The organism is Streptomyces sp. NRRL S-646 (assembly GCF_000720765.1).
Lineage (GTDB): Bacteria > Actinomycetota > Actinomycetes > Streptomycetales > Streptomycetaceae > Streptomyces.
Map to the genome: position 1 here is coordinate 506,253 of NZ_JODC01000010.1, position 16,489 is coordinate 522,741.

General features: G+C 71.0%; 14 protein-coding genes. 8 read left to right on the plus strand and 6 right to left on the minus strand.

Annotated features, from left to right (window positions below):
- The first annotated feature begins 17 nt into the window (after positions 1-17).
- Positions 18-1,337 carry a radical SAM protein gene (locus tag IH68_RS0128130; protein ID WP_030940356.1) on the plus strand — a complete coding sequence of 440 codons (1,320 nt, stop codon included), beginning with the start codon at positions 18-20 and terminating at the stop codon, positions 1,335-1,337.
- Positions 1,338-1,565: 228 nt separating this feature from the next.
- Entirely contained in the window at positions 1,566-3,044 is a 1,479-nt protein-coding gene (locus IH68_RS0128135) for a cellulose-binding domain-containing protein (RefSeq protein ID WP_030940357.1), read from the plus strand.
- Between the two features lie 73 nt (positions 3,045-3,117).
- Here IH68_RS0128135 and IH68_RS0128140 read toward each other — a convergent pair whose 3' ends face one another.
- Genes IH68_RS0128140 through IH68_RS0128150 form a run of 3 tightly spaced genes read right to left on the minus strand, consistent with a single transcriptional unit; the run spans position 3,118 to position 5,993 of the window.
- Entirely contained in the window at positions 3,118-4,113 is a 996-nt protein-coding gene (locus tag IH68_RS0128140) for an ABC transporter substrate-binding protein (protein ID WP_030940359.1), read from the minus strand.
- A 12-nt stretch (positions 4,114-4,125) separates the two neighbouring features.
- The gene (locus IH68_RS0128145) at positions 4,126-5,190 is read right to left on the minus strand and encodes an ABC transporter permease (RefSeq protein WP_030940361.1); all 1,065 of its coding nucleotides are present in this window, start codon (positions 5,188-5,190) and stop codon (positions 4,126-4,128) included.
- Positions 5,187-5,993, minus strand: coding sequence for an ATP-binding cassette domain-containing protein (locus IH68_RS0128150; protein ID WP_037885269.1), 807 nt, complete (start codon positions 5,991-5,993; stop codon positions 5,187-5,189). The genes IH68_RS0128145 and IH68_RS0128150 overlap by 4 nt, the downstream gene beginning before the upstream one ends.
- 75 nt (positions 5,994-6,068) lie before the next feature.
- Between IH68_RS0128150 and IH68_RS0128155 the strand changes: the two genes are divergently transcribed.
- The 4 genes from IH68_RS0128155 (at position 6,069) to IH68_RS0128170 (ending at position 10,643) form a co-directional block, all read left to right on the plus strand.
- A complete protein-coding gene (locus tag IH68_RS0128155; protein WP_030940364.1) occupies positions 6,069-7,154 on the plus strand; it encodes a LacI family DNA-binding transcriptional regulator in 1,086 nt (361 codons plus the stop codon).
- A gap of 251 nt (positions 7,155-7,405) precedes the next feature.
- Positions 7,406-8,503, plus strand: a complete 1,098-nt coding sequence (rsgA, locus tag IH68_RS0128160; RefSeq protein ID WP_030940366.1) for a ribosome small subunit-dependent GTPase A — start codon at positions 7,406-7,408, stop codon at positions 8,501-8,503.
- A 233-nt stretch (positions 8,504-8,736) separates the two neighbouring features.
- The gene (locus IH68_RS0128165; protein WP_030940368.1) at positions 8,737-10,122 is read left to right on the plus strand and encodes a DNA-3-methyladenine glycosylase 2 family protein; all 1,386 of its coding nucleotides are present in this window, start codon (positions 8,737-8,739) and stop codon (positions 10,120-10,122) included.
- A 5-nt stretch (positions 10,123-10,127) separates the two neighbouring features.
- On the plus strand, positions 10,128-10,643 hold the full coding sequence (locus IH68_RS0128170; protein ID WP_030940369.1) for a methylated-DNA--[protein]-cysteine S-methyltransferase: 516 nt from the start codon (positions 10,128-10,130) through the stop codon (positions 10,641-10,643).
- Here the strand turns inward: IH68_RS0128170 and IH68_RS0128175 are convergent.
- Entirely contained in the window at positions 10,640-11,008 is a 369-nt protein-coding gene (locus tag IH68_RS0128175; protein WP_030940371.1) for a PPOX class F420-dependent oxidoreductase, read from the minus strand. The two genes, IH68_RS0128170 and IH68_RS0128175, sit on opposite strands and share 4 nt — an antisense overlap.
- A 66-nt stretch (positions 11,009-11,074) precedes the next feature.
- Entirely contained in the window at positions 11,075-11,557 is a 483-nt protein-coding gene (locus IH68_RS0128180; protein ID WP_030940373.1) for a DUF456 domain-containing protein, read from the minus strand.
- 227 nt (positions 11,558-11,784) lie between these two features.
- On the opposite strand from IH68_RS0128180, the gene IH68_RS0128185 reads away from it, so the two are divergent.
- Entirely contained in the window at positions 11,785-13,287 is a 1,503-nt protein-coding gene (locus IH68_RS0128185; RefSeq protein WP_030940375.1) for a PP2C family serine/threonine-protein phosphatase, read from the plus strand.
- A 64-nt stretch (positions 13,288-13,351) separates the two neighbouring features.
- Complete coding sequence (locus tag IH68_RS0128190; RefSeq protein WP_030940377.1) at positions 13,352-15,094, plus strand: pyruvate dehydrogenase; 1,743 nt, start codon at positions 13,352-13,354, stop codon at positions 15,092-15,094.
- Here the strand turns inward: IH68_RS0128190 and IH68_RS0128195 are convergent.
- Positions 15,091-16,464 carry a helix-turn-helix domain-containing protein gene (locus IH68_RS0128195; RefSeq protein ID WP_030940378.1) on the minus strand — a complete coding sequence of 458 codons (1,374 nt, stop codon included), beginning with the start codon at positions 16,462-16,464 and terminating at the stop codon, positions 15,091-15,093. The two genes, IH68_RS0128190 and IH68_RS0128195, sit on opposite strands and share 4 nt — an antisense overlap.
- Positions 16,465-16,489 lie beyond the last annotated feature (25 nt).

A 16,489-nucleotide genomic window follows, 5' to 3' on the forward strand; every position in this document is an offset into this window, starting at 1 on the left:
CCGGAAGGAGAGTCGGGATGGGCAGCCGTACCGCACTGGTCGAGGATCTGATGGAGCGGTTCCCGCACGTACCGCGGGAAGCCGTCTTCAAAGAGGACCTGCTGCGTGGAGGCGTGGCCTTCGATCCGTCCGCGCTCAGCGACAACGAGTCCGGCGAGGTCAAGCCGAAGTCGTACTTCATCTTCTCCTTCGACCACGGCACTCTGCCGGAGCTGGGCGAGGCCGCGCTCAGGCGTCCCCCGGAGGAGATCATCCTCACCGGCGGCCCGTACGACCTGCGGCGCACCGTCGTCTCCGTACGCGTGAACCCGACCTCGCCCTACCGCGTCGCCGCCGACGACGAGGGGGTGCTCGGGCTGTACCTCGACGGCAAGCGCATCGCGGATGTCGGTGTGCCGCCGATGCCGGAGTACTACCGGCACACCCTCTCCAACGGGAAATCGGTCATGGAGGTCGCCCCGACCATCCAGTGGGGCTATCTGATCTACCTGACCGTCTTCCGGGTCTGCCAGTACTTCGGCGCCAAGGAGGAGTGCCAGTACTGCGACATCAACCACAACTGGCGCCAGCACAAGGCGGCCGGGCGGCCGTACACGGGAGTCAAGGACGTCGACGAGGTCCTGGAAGCCCTGGAGATCATCAACCGTTACGACACGGCGAAGGCGTCCACCGCCTACACCCTCACCGGCGGCGCCATCACCTCCAGGCTCCAGGGCCGTGACGAGGCCGACTTCTACGGCATGTACGCCAAGGCCATCGAGGAGCACTTCCCGGGCCGCTGGATCGGCAAGGTCGTCGCCCAGGCGCTGCCCAAGGACGACGTGCAGCGGTTCAAGGACTACGGCGTGCAGATCTACCACCCCAACTACGAGGTGTGGGACGAGTATCTGTTCAAGATGTACTGCCCGGGCAAGGAGCGTTACGTCGGCCGGGACGAGTGGCACAAGCGGATCCTGGACTCGGCGGACGTCTTCGGTGCGCGCAACGTGATCCCCAACTTCGTTGCGGGCGTGGAGATGGCGGAGCCCTTCGGGTTCAAGACGGTCGACGAGGCGATCGCCTCGACCACCGAGGGCCTGCGCTTCTTCATGTCGCACGGCATCACGCCCCGCTTCACCACCTGGTGCCCCGAGCCCACCACCCCGCTCGGCAAGGCCAACCCGCAGGGCGCGCCGCTGGAGTACCACATCCGGCTGCTGCAGGCCTATCGCCAGACGATGGACGACTTCGGGCTTTCCTCGCCCCCCGGATACGGTCCGCCCGGACCCGGTCGCGCGGTCTTCTCCGTCAGCTCGTTCATGGACAGCCTTCCGGCGCAGGACACGGCAGAGGTGTGAGTGACGGCCGGGGGCAGTGAGCCAAACACGGTCCCCGTCCGTACAAGAGACTGGAGTTGTGCCTCCCGGTCGGTTCGCAGGGGTCTGTCAGGGTTCTGCCAGGACAACTGAACAGAGCGCTTGTCAGTTGTGTTGAAAACGTGAAAGGCTCCTGCCCTGCCGCGAGGTTCCCCCCAACTCCTCCGCCGAAAATGGTGAGTTGACCTCGCTTGTGGATGCAGGAGACTCATGCCCGACCTGCCGACCCCGAAGGACGCCGCCGAGGCCGCGCTGTTCTCCGAGTGCTGGGACGCGGTGCTTTCCTACGCCGATCTGTGCACGGCCGGCGCCACCGCGGCCACGCAGCTGGCCACGGAGGCGTTCGCGCTCGGTATGCGCGAGGTCCGTGCCACCGAGACCGGAGCCGCCCGGAGCAACGGCCGCCGCTCGCCCCGGCTCCCCGTGATCCCCCTGCTGCTGACCGCCGTACGCACCACGGCGGCGGCCTGGGAGGCCGACGGGCAGGGCGACGACCTCGACCCCGACCTGCGCCTGTGGCTCAACTCGGACAAGGGCGCCCGCTACACCGGTCCACCGTTGCGCCGCCCGATCGCCCTGCGCGGTCTGCGCGACCTGCAGGAGGCGGATGCGGCGCTGCTGTGGCTGGCCGAGGTGGAGTCGTTGCCGCGGTCCGTGGTGGCCCGCCGGCTCGGCCTCGACCCGGCCCTCGTGGGCGACGAACTCGACCAGGTGCGTGGCCTGTTCAGGGACCGCTGCCATCGCAACCATCTCGACACGCCGATGGACGCGCAGTGCCGCAGCTATGCGCGCCTCCTCGACGCGATCACCAGGTCGCCCGCCGCCGACATCCCGCCGGACCTCTCGCGGCACCTCGCCACGTGCGTGGACTGCGCGGAGGCCGCCGCCTGTCTGCGTCCGCAGGGCGGCGGGCTGCCCGCGGCCCTGGCCGGCGGTGTGATCGGCTGGGGCGGCCTCGCCTACCTGGAGCGCCGCCGCCGGGCCGCCGAGGTGCGCCTCGGTGTCGGGCGACCGGAGGCGGCAGACGGGCAGAGCGGCGAACCGAGGACCGTCACCGACCGCGCACGCGTCATCCGCGGCGGGCTGCTCGTGGCCGCCGTCATGGTGTCGCTGCTGGCGCTGGCCACGTCGATGATGCCGTTCGGCGGCAGCGAGAACGAAGCCGCGAGCGGCGACTCACCGACCGACAGCAGCCCGGTGGCGGCCCCGCGCCCGTCCCTCCCGTCCGCCACCCCGACGCCGAAGAGTGCCTCCCCGACCCCCTCCGCCACCACCCCGACGAAACCCGGCGGGGGCAAGCACTCCGACCCGGAACCCCAGGGCACCTCCGCCACCACGCAGAGCAGCGCCCCGGATCCCGGCAAGAGCGCGTCCGCCACCTGCAAGGCGGCCTACCACCTCGACAACCAGTGGACGGACGGCTTCCAGGCCACCGTCACCGTCACCACCGTCGACGCCCTCGACACCTGGCGCGTCGCCTGGTCCTACCGCGACGGCCAGAAGGTCGGCCAGATGTGGGACGCGAGCGTCGCCCAGAACGGCTCCCGGGTCACGGCGACCGCAGCCGACTACAACAAGGCGGTCCCCGCCGACGGCAGGATCACCTTCGGCTTCCTCGGATCCTGGCAGGGCAAGAACTCCTCGCCGTACGACTTCACGCTCAACGGACTGGCCTGCGCGAAGAGCTGACCTCGTACGGCCCGTGACAGGCGCCGCGACCGGGTGAACTCGACCGAGTCACCCGGTCGTTCGGCGCCCCCGGTCAGCAGCCCGACTTGTAGAAGTACTTGCTGACCGAAGGGTCGTTCATGTTCGCCTTGGTGATGGCGACCATGTTGGTGCCGATCGACTTCTGGACGCTCTTGCCGTCGAAGGCGGCCGCCAGCTGGTCGACGGCCTCCCTGCCGATCGCCGCCGGGTCCTGGGCGACGAGGACCTGGAGCGTGCCCGCCTTGAGCGAGGCGACCTCGTCGGGTTCGGCGTCGAAGGCGGCGACCTTCACCACGCCCTCCTTGCCGGCCTGCTTGAGACCGGTGGCGATGCCCTGGCCGGTGTTGGTGTTGCCCGCGAAGACACCGCCCAGGTCGGGGTGGGCCGCCAGCGTCGACTGGATCTGGGAGGCGGCGGTCGCCGGAAGGTCGTTGTCGTAGAGCGTGGGCAGCATCTTGATCTTGGGGTACTTCTTCATCTCCTCCGTGAAGCCCTTGATCCGGGCGTCAGTTGTCGAGACGCCCGGCTTGACGCTGATCACGATGGCCGAGCCCTTCTCGCCCATCAGCTTGGCGAGCGCGTCGGCGGCGACCCGGCCGCCCTTCTCGTTGTCGGACGAGATACGGGTGATGCCGATCGAGTCGTCGGTGACCGTGGTGTCGACCAGCGCGACCTTGGTGCCGGCCGACTGGATCTGCTTCAGCGACGGCGTGAGCGCGCTGGTGTCCACCGGCGAGATCAACAGCCCGTCCGGCCGGGATGCCGCCACCGAGTCCAGGAGCGGGCGCTGCACCGACACGTCCCACTGCGCGGAACCGTCCGCGCCGAAGTCCATCCCCTTCGCCTTCGCCTCCGTCTTGGCCGCGCAGGTCATGGTGATGTAGAAGGGGTCGCTCTTCACGCCGGTGATCAGCCGCACCTTCTTGTGCGCGGCCCCGCCCGACGACCCCGACCCGCTGTCGGACGAACTGCACGCGGCGGCCCCGGTGAGGGCCAGTACGGTGCCCGCGGCGACCAGTGCGCTGCGCCTGCTGCGAATGCTCAACATCGAGACATCTCCTTAAGCTTGCTCTCGGGTCTTCCTGCGCATCTGGTCGACGTAGACGGCCGCGACGAGCACGACGCCCACCGCGACGTCCTGCCAGTACTGCTGAACGCCGATGACGATCAGTCCGGTGGTGAGCACGGCGGGGATGAACACACCGATCACGGTGCCCAGCACCGAGCCCCGCCCGCCGAAGAGGCTGGTGCCGCCGAGCACCACGGCGGTGATCACCTTCAGGTTGTCGGTGGAGTGCCCGGCGATCGACGTGGTGCCGTACGAGGCCAGCCACATCACCGCCCCGAGCCCGGCCAGCAGCCCCATCAGGCCGTACACCTTCACCAGGTGCCGTCCCACCCCGACTCCCGCGCGTCGTACGGCAGTCGGATTGGAGCCGATCGCCAGGGTGTGCGTGCCGAACCTCGTCGCGCCCAGCACCAGGCCGAACACGGCCGTGACCACGGCGGCCAGGACCACCAGCCACGGAATGCCGAGCACCTTGCCGAAGCCGAGGCTGTTCTGCAGATGCGTGGCCGCCGCACCGGCCGGGTCCTGGCCCCCGGTGGCGAGTTCGGCGATCCCCAGTGCCGCCCCCAGACCGCCGAGCGTCACGATCAGCGGGGGCACCTTTCCGGTCGCCACCACCGCGCCCTGCAGCACACCCCAACCGGCGCCCACCGCAAGGGCGATGACCACACAGACCGCGACCGTGCCCCAGCCGGCGTCCGGCCCGCCGTGGTGGATGTTGTACTCGCCCGCCGCCACCGCGGCCAGCACCAGCACCGAACCGATCGACAGATCGATCCCCGCCGTGATGATCACGAACGTCATGCCGACGCCCAGCACCAGATAGATGGCCGCGTTCACGGCGATCTGCGTGAGGTCGTACTGGGTGAAGAACTTGCCCGGCGCGGCGATGGTGAAGAACGCGACCAGCACCACCAGGATCACGAAGGTCCACAGTTCGCTGATGCCGGCCGCCCGCCGCAGCCAGTCGGGTACGGTCCGGTGCGCACCCTCCGACGCGGGCGGGTCCTGCTTCTGCGCCGCGGTCGGCCGGACTTCCTTGCTGTCGGCGGTCATCGCCCGTCCTCCGCTTTCCTCAAGGACCCGTTCTGCTGGGCGGGTTCGTCCAGCGACCCCGTCATGGCCCCGACGAGCTCCTCGATCGTCGTGTCCGCCGCGGTGAACGAGGCGACCCGTCGCCCGAGCCGCAGCACCTCCACCCGGTCCGAGACCGACAGCACCTCGGGCATGTTGTGACTGATCAGCACGACGCAGATGCCCCGGTCGGCGACCCTGCGCACGGTCTCCAGGACCCGGGCGCGCTGCACGACACCCAGCGCGGCCGTCGGCTCGTCCATGAAGATGACCTTGTTCGCGAACGCGACCGCACGCGCCACGGCCACCGACTGTCGCTGACCGCCGGACAACGTTGTCACGGGAGCCGTCACATCTTTCAGTTCGACGCCCAGCTCGGCGAACGCCTTGACCGCCTCCCGTCGCATCGCGGGCCGGTCGAGCACTCCCAGGCGGCCGAGCAGTCCGCCGCGCACAACCTCCCTGCCCAGATACAGATTGGCCGCCGCATCCAGATCCGGTGCCAGCGACAGATCCTGGTAGACGGTCTCAAGTCCGTGCCGTTGGGCGTCCATCGGCCCGCCGAACCGCACCGCCTGCCCCGCCACCCGCACCTCGCCCTCGTCGGGTGCGAGCACTCCCGACAGGACGTTCACCAGAGTCGACTTGCCTGCGCCGTTGTCGCCGATCAGGGCGACGACCTCGCCCGCGTACGCCGTGAAGTCGGCGCCCTGCAGCGCCTGGACGTGACCGAAACGCTTGACCACACCGTGTGCCGCGAGAAGTGGTTCCCTTGCAGAGGCCATGTTGTGCCTTCGCGTTGGTGTCGTTAACAGTTCGTCGATTCTGGGAGCCCCATGGGTGGGCGTCAAGGGTCGTGTGTGACCCGTTCTCAAGAGGTTGCACAGCAGCCCGAAGCCGCCCGCCCGACTGCCGAGGAGGACTGCGGCGTGGCCGGCCGCCCCACGATGAAGGACGTCGCCGCCGAGGCGGGCGTCAGCGCGATGACGGTGTCCCGGGTGGTCAACGGAGAGGGGAGCGTGGCACCGCGGACCGCCGCGAGAGTCGAGGCCGCCGTCCGTAAACTGGGCTACCAGCGCGACGAGTTGGCGCGTCAGCTGCGCCGAGCGGACCAACCGAGCCGGACGATAGGCCTGTTGGTCGACAACGTGGCCGACCCGTTCATGGCCGCCGTCGCCTCCGCCGCCGAGGACGTCGCCCGCCGGCGCGGCAGCGTCGTGCTGATCGGCTCCAGCCGCGCCGACCCGCGCCGGGAGCGCGAGGTCGTCGCCGCCTTCACCGCCCGCCGCGTCGACGGCCTCATCCTCACGCCGGCCGCGGGCAGCCACCGTTTCCTGCGCCCGGCCCAGGCGCAGGGCACCAAGATCGTGTGCGTGGACCGGGCCGCACCGGGCTTGGAGGCGGACACCGTGGTGGTGGACAACCGCGCCGCGGTCGAGGAGGCCGTACGGCACCTGATCGCGCACGGCCACCGCCGCATCGGCTACCTCGGTGGCCGGCAGGACATCTGGACCAACGGCGAGCGCCACCGGGGCTACCGGGCGGCACTGCGGGCCGCGGGTATCGCCTCCGACCCCGGGCTCATCCGCCACGGTCTGCGCTCGGCGCCGTCCGCCGCCGAGGCCGTCACGGCCCTCCTTGCCGCCGCCGAGCCGCCCACCGCCCTGCTCGCCGACAACGAGAACCTCGCCCTCGGCGCGCTGACGGTCCTGCCGCCCGGGATCGCCTTCGTCGCCTTCGACGACTTCCCGCTGGCCGAGCGGCTGACCCCGCCCGTCACCGTCATCGCCCAGGACCCCGTCGCGCTCGCCACCACGGCCGCGCACGTGCTGTTCGCCCGCATCCACGGGGACACCTCACCGCCCCGCACCGTCGTCATGCCGACGGAACTGATCAGGCGGGGGTCGGGGGAGGTGCCCGGGCCCTTTGCGGGGCAGGGCCTTTGAGTCGGGTCGGGGGCTGTCGAGAGGCTTCCGGAATATTCCGTGGCGCCCGGCGGACGTATGGCTCTATGGTGAGCGGGCATTGAGCGGTGGCCGGTGGCCGCCGCTGCCGAACGAGTGCGGAACCGGGAGGTGTTGACCGATGGCTGTCTTTGCGACGAGCGCTGCCCGCATCCAGATCATCAAGTCCACCTCCGTGGCCGTCGGCTGACCTCAACTCCTTTCGCCGGGGCCACCCTTGTGAAGGGTCACCCTTGACTTCCAGCTCAGCTTCCCCTGCTTTCTCCGCGCTCGCTCCCTACGGCTGGGACGACGCTTGGGCGGACGAGTTCGCCCCCTACGAGCCCGAGGGGCTCCTGCCCGGACGTGTGATCCGGGTCGACCGCGGCCAGTGCGACGTGGTCACCGCCGACGGCGTCCTGCGGGCCGACACCGCGTTCGTCACCCCGCACGACCCGATGCGGGTCGTGTGCACCGGCGACTGGGTCGCCGTCGAACCCGGCGGCAACCCGCGCTACGTACGGACGTATCTGCCGCGCCGTACCGCCTTCGTGCGCTCCACCTCCTCCAAGCGGTCCGAGGGGCAGATCCTCGCCGCCAACGTCGACCACGCGATCGTCGCCGTGTCCCTTGCAGTCGAACTCGACCTCGGGCGCATCGAACGCTTTCTGGCCCTGGCCTGGGAGTCGGGCGCGCAGCCGCTGGTCGTGCTCACCAAGGCCGACCTGGTGCCGGACGCGGTGACGCGGGCGCATCTCGTCCAGGACGTCGAACTGTCGGCGCCGGGCGTGACCGTGCTGACGGTCAGTGCCGTGGAGGGGGACGGGCTCGACGTTCTCGTCGGTCTTGTCTCCGGCGGTACGTCCGTGCTGCTCGGGCAGTCCGGTGCGGGCAAGTCGACCCTCGCCAACGCCCTGCTCGGCGACGAGGTGATGGAGGTGCAGGCCGCTCGGGACGTCGATGGCAAGGGACGTCATACGACGACCACCCGCAACCTGCTCGCACTGCCCGGCGGGGGTGTCCTCATCGACACACCAGGGCTCAGGGGCGTCGGCCTCTGGGACGCCGAGAGCGGGGTCGGGCAGGTCTTCTCCGAGATCGAGGAACTGGCCGAGCGGTGCCGCTTCCATGACTGCGCGCATGATGCGGAGCCGGGGTGTGCGGTGCGGGATGCTGTCGAGAGCGGTGAGTTGTCGCATCGGCGGCTGGAGAGCTATCGCAAGCTGATGCGGGAGAATCAGTGGATCGTGGCGAAGACCGATGCGCGGGTCCGTGCGGAGCTTCGGCGGGAGTGGAAGCGGAGGGGCTCCGCCGGGCGGGCGGCGATGGAGCTGAAGCGGGGGCGGCGCTAGGTGCCGGGGGTGGGGGTGCCGTCCGGGGGCTGCCGCCCCCAGGCCCCCGCTTCGGCCTGAACGGCCTCGTCCTCAAACGCCGGACGGGCTGAGATGGGCTGATGTGGCCTTGTGTGTGCTCGCCGGGCGGGCTGAGAGTGTCGGCCGGTGCTGACAGCGCTGGGCGGTAGTTCAGCTCCACGTCCGATTTCCGCTAGCCCGGCAGTCTCGTCCGGCGGAGACTGGAGGGCGTGATGGACGAAGACAGCAGGTACGAAGCTGTGCGGAGTCGGGATGGCCGGTTCGACGGGGAGTTTTTCTTCGCTGTCGAGACTACCGGGATCTATTGCCGGCCCAGTTGCCCGGCGGTGACGCCGAAGCGGCGCAACGTTCGGTTCTTTGCCACGGCCGCCGCCGCGCAGGGCTCGGGGTTCCGGGCCTGCCGGCGGTGTCGGCCGGATGCCGTGCCGGGGTCGGCCGAGTGGAATGTACGGGCGGATGTGGTGGGGCGGGCCATGCGGCTCATCGGGGACGGGGTCGTCGACCGGGAGGGGGTCACCGGGCTGGCCGCGCGGCTCGGGTACAGCGCACGGCAGGTTCAGCGGCAGCTCACCGGTGAGCTCGGTGCCGGGCCCGTCGCCCTCGCCCGGGCGCAGCGGGCGCACACCGCGCGGGTCCTGGTGCAGACGACGGAGCTGCCGATCACGGAGATCGCATTTGCGTCGGGGTTCGCCAGTGTCCGGCAGTTCAACGACACGATCCGGGACGTGTACGCGTCGACGCCGAGCGAGCTGCGCGAGGCCGCTCCGAGGGCCGGCCGGCGTGCTGCCGCCCCGACCGCGGGGATTCCGCTGCGGCTCGCCCATCGAGGGCCGTACCAGGCCGGTGCCGTCTTCGATCAGCTGGCGGACGAGGCCGTGGACGGTGTCGAGGAGGTCAGCGGGGAGCGTGGGCGGCGGACGTACCGGCGGACCCTGCGGCTTCCGCACGGTACCGGCATCGTCTCCGTCGGCGAGCGGCCGGGGGTGGCCAGGTCCGCGTCCGGTGCCCATCCCGGTGGCTGGCTGGACGCCCGGCTGCATCTCACCGACCCCCGTGATCTGACCACCGCCGTGGGGCGGCTGCGGCGGCTCTTCGACCTCGACGCCGATCCGTACGCCGTGGACGAGCGGCTCGCCGATGACGAGCGGCTCGCGCCGCTGGTCGCCGCCCGACCGGGGCTGCGGTCGCCGGGGGCCGCCGATCCCGAGGAACTGGCCGTGCGCGCGCTGGTGGGGCGGGCAGAGGCCGAGCGGCTCGTACGGCGGTACGGGAAGGCGCTCGACGCACCGTGTGGCAGCCTCACCCGACTGTTTCCCGAGCCCGGCGTCCTTGCGGAGGCCGAACCGGACGGCACCCTGGGCGCGCTCACCGCAGCCCTCGCCGACGGCGCCGTACGCCTGGATCCGGGCGCCGACCGCGACGAGGCCGAGGCCGCGCTGCTCGCCGTGCCCGGCATGGACGCCGGCACGGTCGCGGTGATCCGCACCCGGGCGCTCGGCGATCCCGACGTCGCCCCGCCCGGGCCGGACGTTCCCGACAGCTGGCGCCCCTGGCGCTCGTACGCCCTGCAACACCTGCGCGCAGGAGAGTTGGACTGACAACGATGAGTGTTCTCTGGAGCCGCTTCGACAGTCCTGTCGGGCCCCTTCTCCTCACCGCCGACCCGGCCGGTGCTCTGACCTCGGTGTCCGTGCCCGGACAGAAGAACGGGCTTGAGGTACAGGCGGGTTGGCGGCACGAGGCCGCACCCTTCCGTGCTGCCGAGGAGCAGTTGGCGGCCTACTTCGCCGGTGAACTGAAGGAATTCCGGCTGGAGTTCAGCACCGCCGGGAGCGAGTTCAGGGAGCGGGTGTGGGCGGCCCTCGACAGCGTTCCCTACGGGGCGACCACCACCTACGGGGAGATCGCCGCGCGGATCGGCGCCTCACGGGCCGCCGTGCGGGCCGTGGGCGGCGCGATCGGCGCCAATCCGCTGCTGATCGTCCGGCCGTGCCACCGCGTGATCGGAGCGGACGGTTCGCTGACCGGGTATGCGGGCGGCCTCGAACGGAAGGTGCAGCTGTTGACGCTGGAAGGTGTCCTCCGGCCTCCGTCGGCCCCTCCGGCTCAAGCCCTCTAGTCCTCCAGGCCCCAGCTGTGGATCCGTCGCGGGTGGATCCGGATCAGCTCCTCGCTGAAATGCGGGCCCAACTCGTGGGGGCCGGTGAGGAGTTCGGCCTCGCCCCGGATGTCGACGCCTCGTACCTTCCACGGGCGCAGGCTCACGATGTCGTCGACGACCAGGGCGACCTTCGGGTTCTCCTGGAGGTTGCGCCACTTCTTGGTGCGGCCCATGGCGTAGCCGCCGATCAGGATGGTGCCGTCGTCCTGGGGGAAGAAGCCGACCGGGTTGGCCTGCGGCTGCCCCTGCGGGTCGACGGTGGCCAGCCGCCCCAGGCGCTGCGACTTCAGGTACGCGCGTTCCGCCTCGCTGAATTCCGTCATGGGAGCAGCGAAGCACGCCCGGCCGCTCCGCACATCGGATCCTCGGCCTACTCCCCTGGCCCTACGTCAGCCCCAGATCACCGCGCCCAGCCAGGCTCCCACGATCAGCAGACAGGTGAACAGCTCCGCCAGCACGCTGGAGCCGCCCGAGCGCATCACGGTGCGCAGTGCCGCCTTCGCCTCGCCGTGCCGGCCGAGGCGGAGGCGTTCGTAGAGGTAGATACCGCCCATGAAGCCGGGGATCGCGCCGAGCACGGGTACGAGGACGAAGCCCAGGAACGCGCCCGCCCCCGCGTAGACCCCCATCCGGGGGGTGGCACCGCTCTCGCGCAGCCGTCTGGGCGGCAGGGCCCAGCGCACGACCTGCGAGAGGAACATCGCGAGGGTCGCGCCCACCAGGATCCACCAGGACACCGGCTGTTTGGCCTTCAGAGCCCACCACAGGACCGCGGCCCACACGAGCCACGACCCCGGCACCCCGGGCACCAGCACTCCGCACAGGCCGAGCAGGAGGACCAGTCCGACCAGCAGGAGGTCCCACACTCCCATCTCACCAGAGTGCCGGAGGGAGGGAGGAGACGCAGGTCAGCCTTCCGGGCCCAGGGCACTCCGCCGTCGTCGGGCGGTTCTCCCGTGGGGCGTGGAGCCGCCCGGCCAGCATGTTCCGTACCTCCGTTCGACCGCTCACCCGATGCGCGTCACCCGACGCGGAGTGCTGTGCCGGTTTTTCCTGATGCCCCGTTTTCATACCGCCGATGCGGTGGACAATTAGGGGCATGAGCCAGCAGGGGGGAAGTCCCACCGGTCATGAGGACGACTGGTGGGGGCAGCTGTACGACGACTCCACCGAGGACACGGGTCCCGCACCCGCACCCGACACCGTGGACGACCGGTTCGCCTCGGTGACCGGTGCCGTGGGTGCCGATGCCGGGGTGGAGGCCGCGGACGAGGGGTTCGCCCAGCCGCGGGTGCCGCGGGACCCCCCGGACCCGCCCGGCGGTCGTACCTCCACGGAAACGCCCGTCACGACGGTGCCGGCATCGCGCATGCCCCCCGAGGCGACCAGCCCCGGCGGCGGGGCGGGCGCAGACTCCGCCCGGGGCGACTCACCGGCCGCGGAGCACCGCCCGCGCCATGCCGCAGACACTTCGCCGCAGGTCGCTGACGGTACGCTCCCGCACACCGCGCGTCATCGTGCCGCCGCCGAGAAGCCCGTCCCGCAGCAGGCCGCCTCCTCGCCGACGCCGGCCCCCGCGGCGGACGCCGTACCCGCCCGTACCGCCACCCACCTCGACCTGCCCACCCTCCCCCCGGCCTCCGTCGACTACGTCGGCTCGGGCCCGCCCACCTACGACGCCGAACCCACCGCGCTCCCGCCCGCCGACCCCGACGACCTCGACGACCTGGTCGCGGACACCGTGCTGGACGGCGCCCGCTACGGCGCCTGCACCCTCCGTGCCGTCTCCGTCCGCGGGGACTCCGCCCGCTACCGGGGCGAGCCGCGCCGGGACTCGCTCCTCACCGCCCGCTTCGGCACCGGAGAACACGCACTGGTCCTGGTGGCGATGGCCACCGGTGCCCGCGCCACACCCGGGGCGCACCGGGCGGCCGCCGAGGCCTGCCACTGGATCGGCCGGGCCGTCGGCCGCAGTCACGCCCGGCTCGCGGAGGACATAAGGGCGGCCCGGCGCGGCGACCTCAAGTCGGGCCTGCACCGCCTCACCGACCGCAGCCTCGGCAAACTCCGCGCCAGCGCCGCCGAGCAGGGCATCGAGCCCGAGGAGTACGCGGCCACCCTGCGCTGCCTGCTCCTGCCCGCGGACCCCGATTGCCGTACCCGCGTCTTCTTCGGCGTGGGCGCCGGCGGACTGTTCCGCCTCCGGGACGGCGACTGGCAGGACATCGAGCCGAGGGTCAGCGATGTCACCGGCGAACCCGTCGTCGGCTTCGGCTCGCTGCCCGCCGAGACGCCCGAGGGCGACCGGCTCACCATGGACCTCGGGATTCCGACCCCGCCGAGCCCGTACGAGCCCGCTCCCGAGCCGCCTCGCGAACCCTTCCGGTTCCGTGCCTCCGTCGCCCGCCCGGGGGACACGCTCCTGATGTGCTCGGACGGTCTCGCGGAGCCGTTGCGCGGCGAACCCGATCTGTGCCGGTATCTGACGACCCGGTGGTCCGGGCCCACCCCGCCCGGCCTCGCCGCGTTCCTCGCCGACACCCAGGTCAGGGTCAAGGGGTACGCGGACGACCGTACGGCCGCCGCCGTTTGGGAGGCGTGACCGCCCGGCGTATGAATTCATGGACCCACAGGGATCCGCGGAGACCGAAGGGCATGAGTGCGCCATGGCCAAGCAGAACGTCGCCGAACAGTTCGTCGACATCCTCGTCCGCGCCGGAGTCAAGCGCCTCTACAGCGTCGTCGGCGACAGCCTCAACCCGGTCGTGGACGCGGTGCGCCGCAACGCCGCCATCGACTGGGTGCACGTCCGGCACGAGGAGACCGCCGCCTTCGCGGCCGGCGCGGAGGCGCAGATCACCGGGAAGCTGACCGCGTGCGCCGGCTCCTGCGGCCCCGGCAACCTCCACCTCATCAACGGCCTGTACGACGCGCACCGTTCGATGGCCCCGGTCCTCGCCCTCGCCTCGCACATCCCCTCCAGCGAGATCGGCCTGGGGTACTTCCAGGAGACCCACCCCGACCAGCTGTTCCGCGAGTGCAGCCACTACAGCGAACTCATCTCCAGCCCCAAGCAGATGCCGCGGCTGCTGCAGACCGCCATCCAGAACGCCGTCGGCCGCAGCGGCGTCAGCGTCGTGTCCCTGCCCGGCGACATCGCCGACCAGCCCGCCCCCGAACGGGCCGCCGAGACCGCCCTCGTCACCTCGCGGCCCACCGTCCGCCCCGGCGACGCCGAGATCGACCGTCTCGTCGAGATGATCGACCAGGCGGAGAGGGTCACGCTGTTCTGCGGCAGCGGCACGGCGGGCGCGCACGCCGAGGTCATGGAGTTCGCCGGGAAGATCAAGTCGCCGGTCGGACATGCGCTGCGGGGCAAGGAGTGGATCCAGTACGACAACCCGTACGACGTCGGAATGAGCGGGCTGCTCGGTTACGGCGCCGCCTACGAGGCCACCCACGAGTGCGACCTGCTGATCCTGCTCGGCACCGACTTCCCGTACAACGCGTTCCTCCCCGACGACGTCAAGATCGCTCAGATCGACGTCAGGCCCGAGCACCTGGGCCGCCGCTCCAAGCTCGACCTGGCCGTGTGGGGCGACGTACGGGAGACGCTGCGCTGTCTGATCCCGCGGGTCACGGCGAAGGAGAACCGGCGCTTCCTCGACCGGATGCTCAAGAAGCACGCGGACGCGCTGGAGGGAGTGGTAAAGGCCTACACGCGCAAGGTGGACAAGCACGTTCCCATCCACCCCGAGTACGTGGCGTCCGTACTCGACGAACTCGCCGACGACGACACGGTCTTCACGGTCGACACCGGCATGTGCAACGTCTGGGCCGCCCGCTACATCTCACCCAACGGCCGCCGCCGCGTCATCGGTTCCTTCTCCCACGGCTCGATGGCGAATGCGCTGCCGATGGCGATCGGCGCCCAGTTCACCGACCGGAAGAGGCAGGTCGTGTCGATGTCGGGGGATGGCGGGTTCTCCATGCTGATGGGCGACTTCCTGACCCTGGTGCAGCACGACCTCCCCGTGAAGGTCGTCCTCTTCAACAACTCCTCACTGGGAATGGTCGAGTTGGAGATGCTGGTCGCGGGACTTCCCTCGTACGGCACCGCGAACAAGAACCCCGACTTCGCGGCCGTCGCCCGTGCCTGCGGCGCCCACGGCGTCCGCGTCGAGAAGCCCAAGGACCTCCCCGGCGCCCTCAAGGAGGCCTTCAAGCACAAGGGCCCGGCCCTCGTCGACATCGTCACCGACCCCAACGCCCTGTCCATCCCGCCGAAGATCAGCGCCGAGATGGTGACCGGGTTCGCCCTGTCCGCCTCGAAGATCGTGCTGGACGGCGGGGTCGGCCGCATGCTGCAGATGGCCCGCTCGAACCTCCGCAACGTGCCTCGGCCCTAACTGTCGGCCGGTACCCACTGGCGTACGCCGTGGCCGTTCGTGCCGTACCAGTAGCGGGGCAGGCCCTTGATGCTGCTGGTGCGGAACGGGCGGCCGTGGTCGTCGATACGGACCGTGCCGGTGCGGCCCTGGGAGGACCAGTCGAGTTCCAGGTACCAGCTGCAGTCGTACGTCTCGGTCGTCGCGGTGACCAGCAGCACCTCCGGGTCCTGGGCGGAGACACGGTAGGGGAACTGCACCGCGGGGGCGGGGTCTCCTCTGTCGTCGGCGCCCGGGACCGCGCGGGCGATGGGGCGGTTGATGTCGAGGTTCACGTCGAAGTAGCGCGGACCGAGGCCGCCGCCGCAGCCCTGTGCCATGTCGTAGGTGGTGCCGGTGACCGGGGTGCCGCGGCCGACGATGCGGACCCGGAGGGCCTCCAGGACCACGGCCGTGGACGACTTCCCCTGCACCGAGACCTGCACCATCGTCTGCCGCCCGTGCACCGCCCCCTGCGTCGCCGCCCATGCCGCAGCGTCCTGCGGCACCGGCGGCGGGGGCACCTGGTCCGGCTTCTTGCCGATGACGTAGTCGTGCGCGCAACCGCCGTCCCAGATCTGCGAGTCGGCGCTCCAGGCGAGGGGCACACCGGTGGCCGCCTTCCCGGCACCGGTGGTGCCCGTGCCCGTGCCCGCGGCCGACGAGGCCGGAGGCTTGTTCTCGGCGCCGGGTGAGGACGAGTTGTCGCCGCCGGTGGTGGGGGAGGGGCTCGCGGACGGCTTCGGCTTCGGCTTCGACGAGTGGCCGGGCGCGGTGGACTCCGTCGTCCGGGGGCCGGAGGACGAGTGAGAACCCGCCGTGTCCGAGGAGCGGTCGGCCGACAGGGCGGACAGGCTGCCGAGAGTGGCGAGCAGCGCGCAGGCGAGGGCGGTGGACACCAGAATCCGTCGGCGGCGGTACCAGGGGCGAGGAGCGGAGGCGCGGACAGGCTCGCTCGACTCCGGTTCGTCCAGGGGCTGCGACGGGCCGCTCGACCGGCCGCTCTCCTCGGTGGGTTCCGCATCCGGCGCCGGAACCGCGACCTCCGCCGAGCCGTTCGGCCGCACCCGCTGCCGGGCCGCCACCGCGAGCAGCCACAGCCGGTGCAGTTCGAGCCGTTCCTCCGGCGTTGCCGCGCAGAAGGCCGCGAGCCGCTCCACCGGAGCGAAGTCCTGCGGTACGGCCTCGCCCGCGCAGTAACGGTGGAGCGTGGAGGTGTTCATGTTGAGGCGGCGGGCCAGGGAGCCGTAGCTCCGGTCCGTGCGGTCCTTCAGCTGCCGTAACAGCGCCGCGAACGCCTCGACGTCGTCCCGAGTCTCCACTGTTCCCCCGTCGTCCACTGCATCGCCCATCCCAGGCACTCATGTATCTGCACGT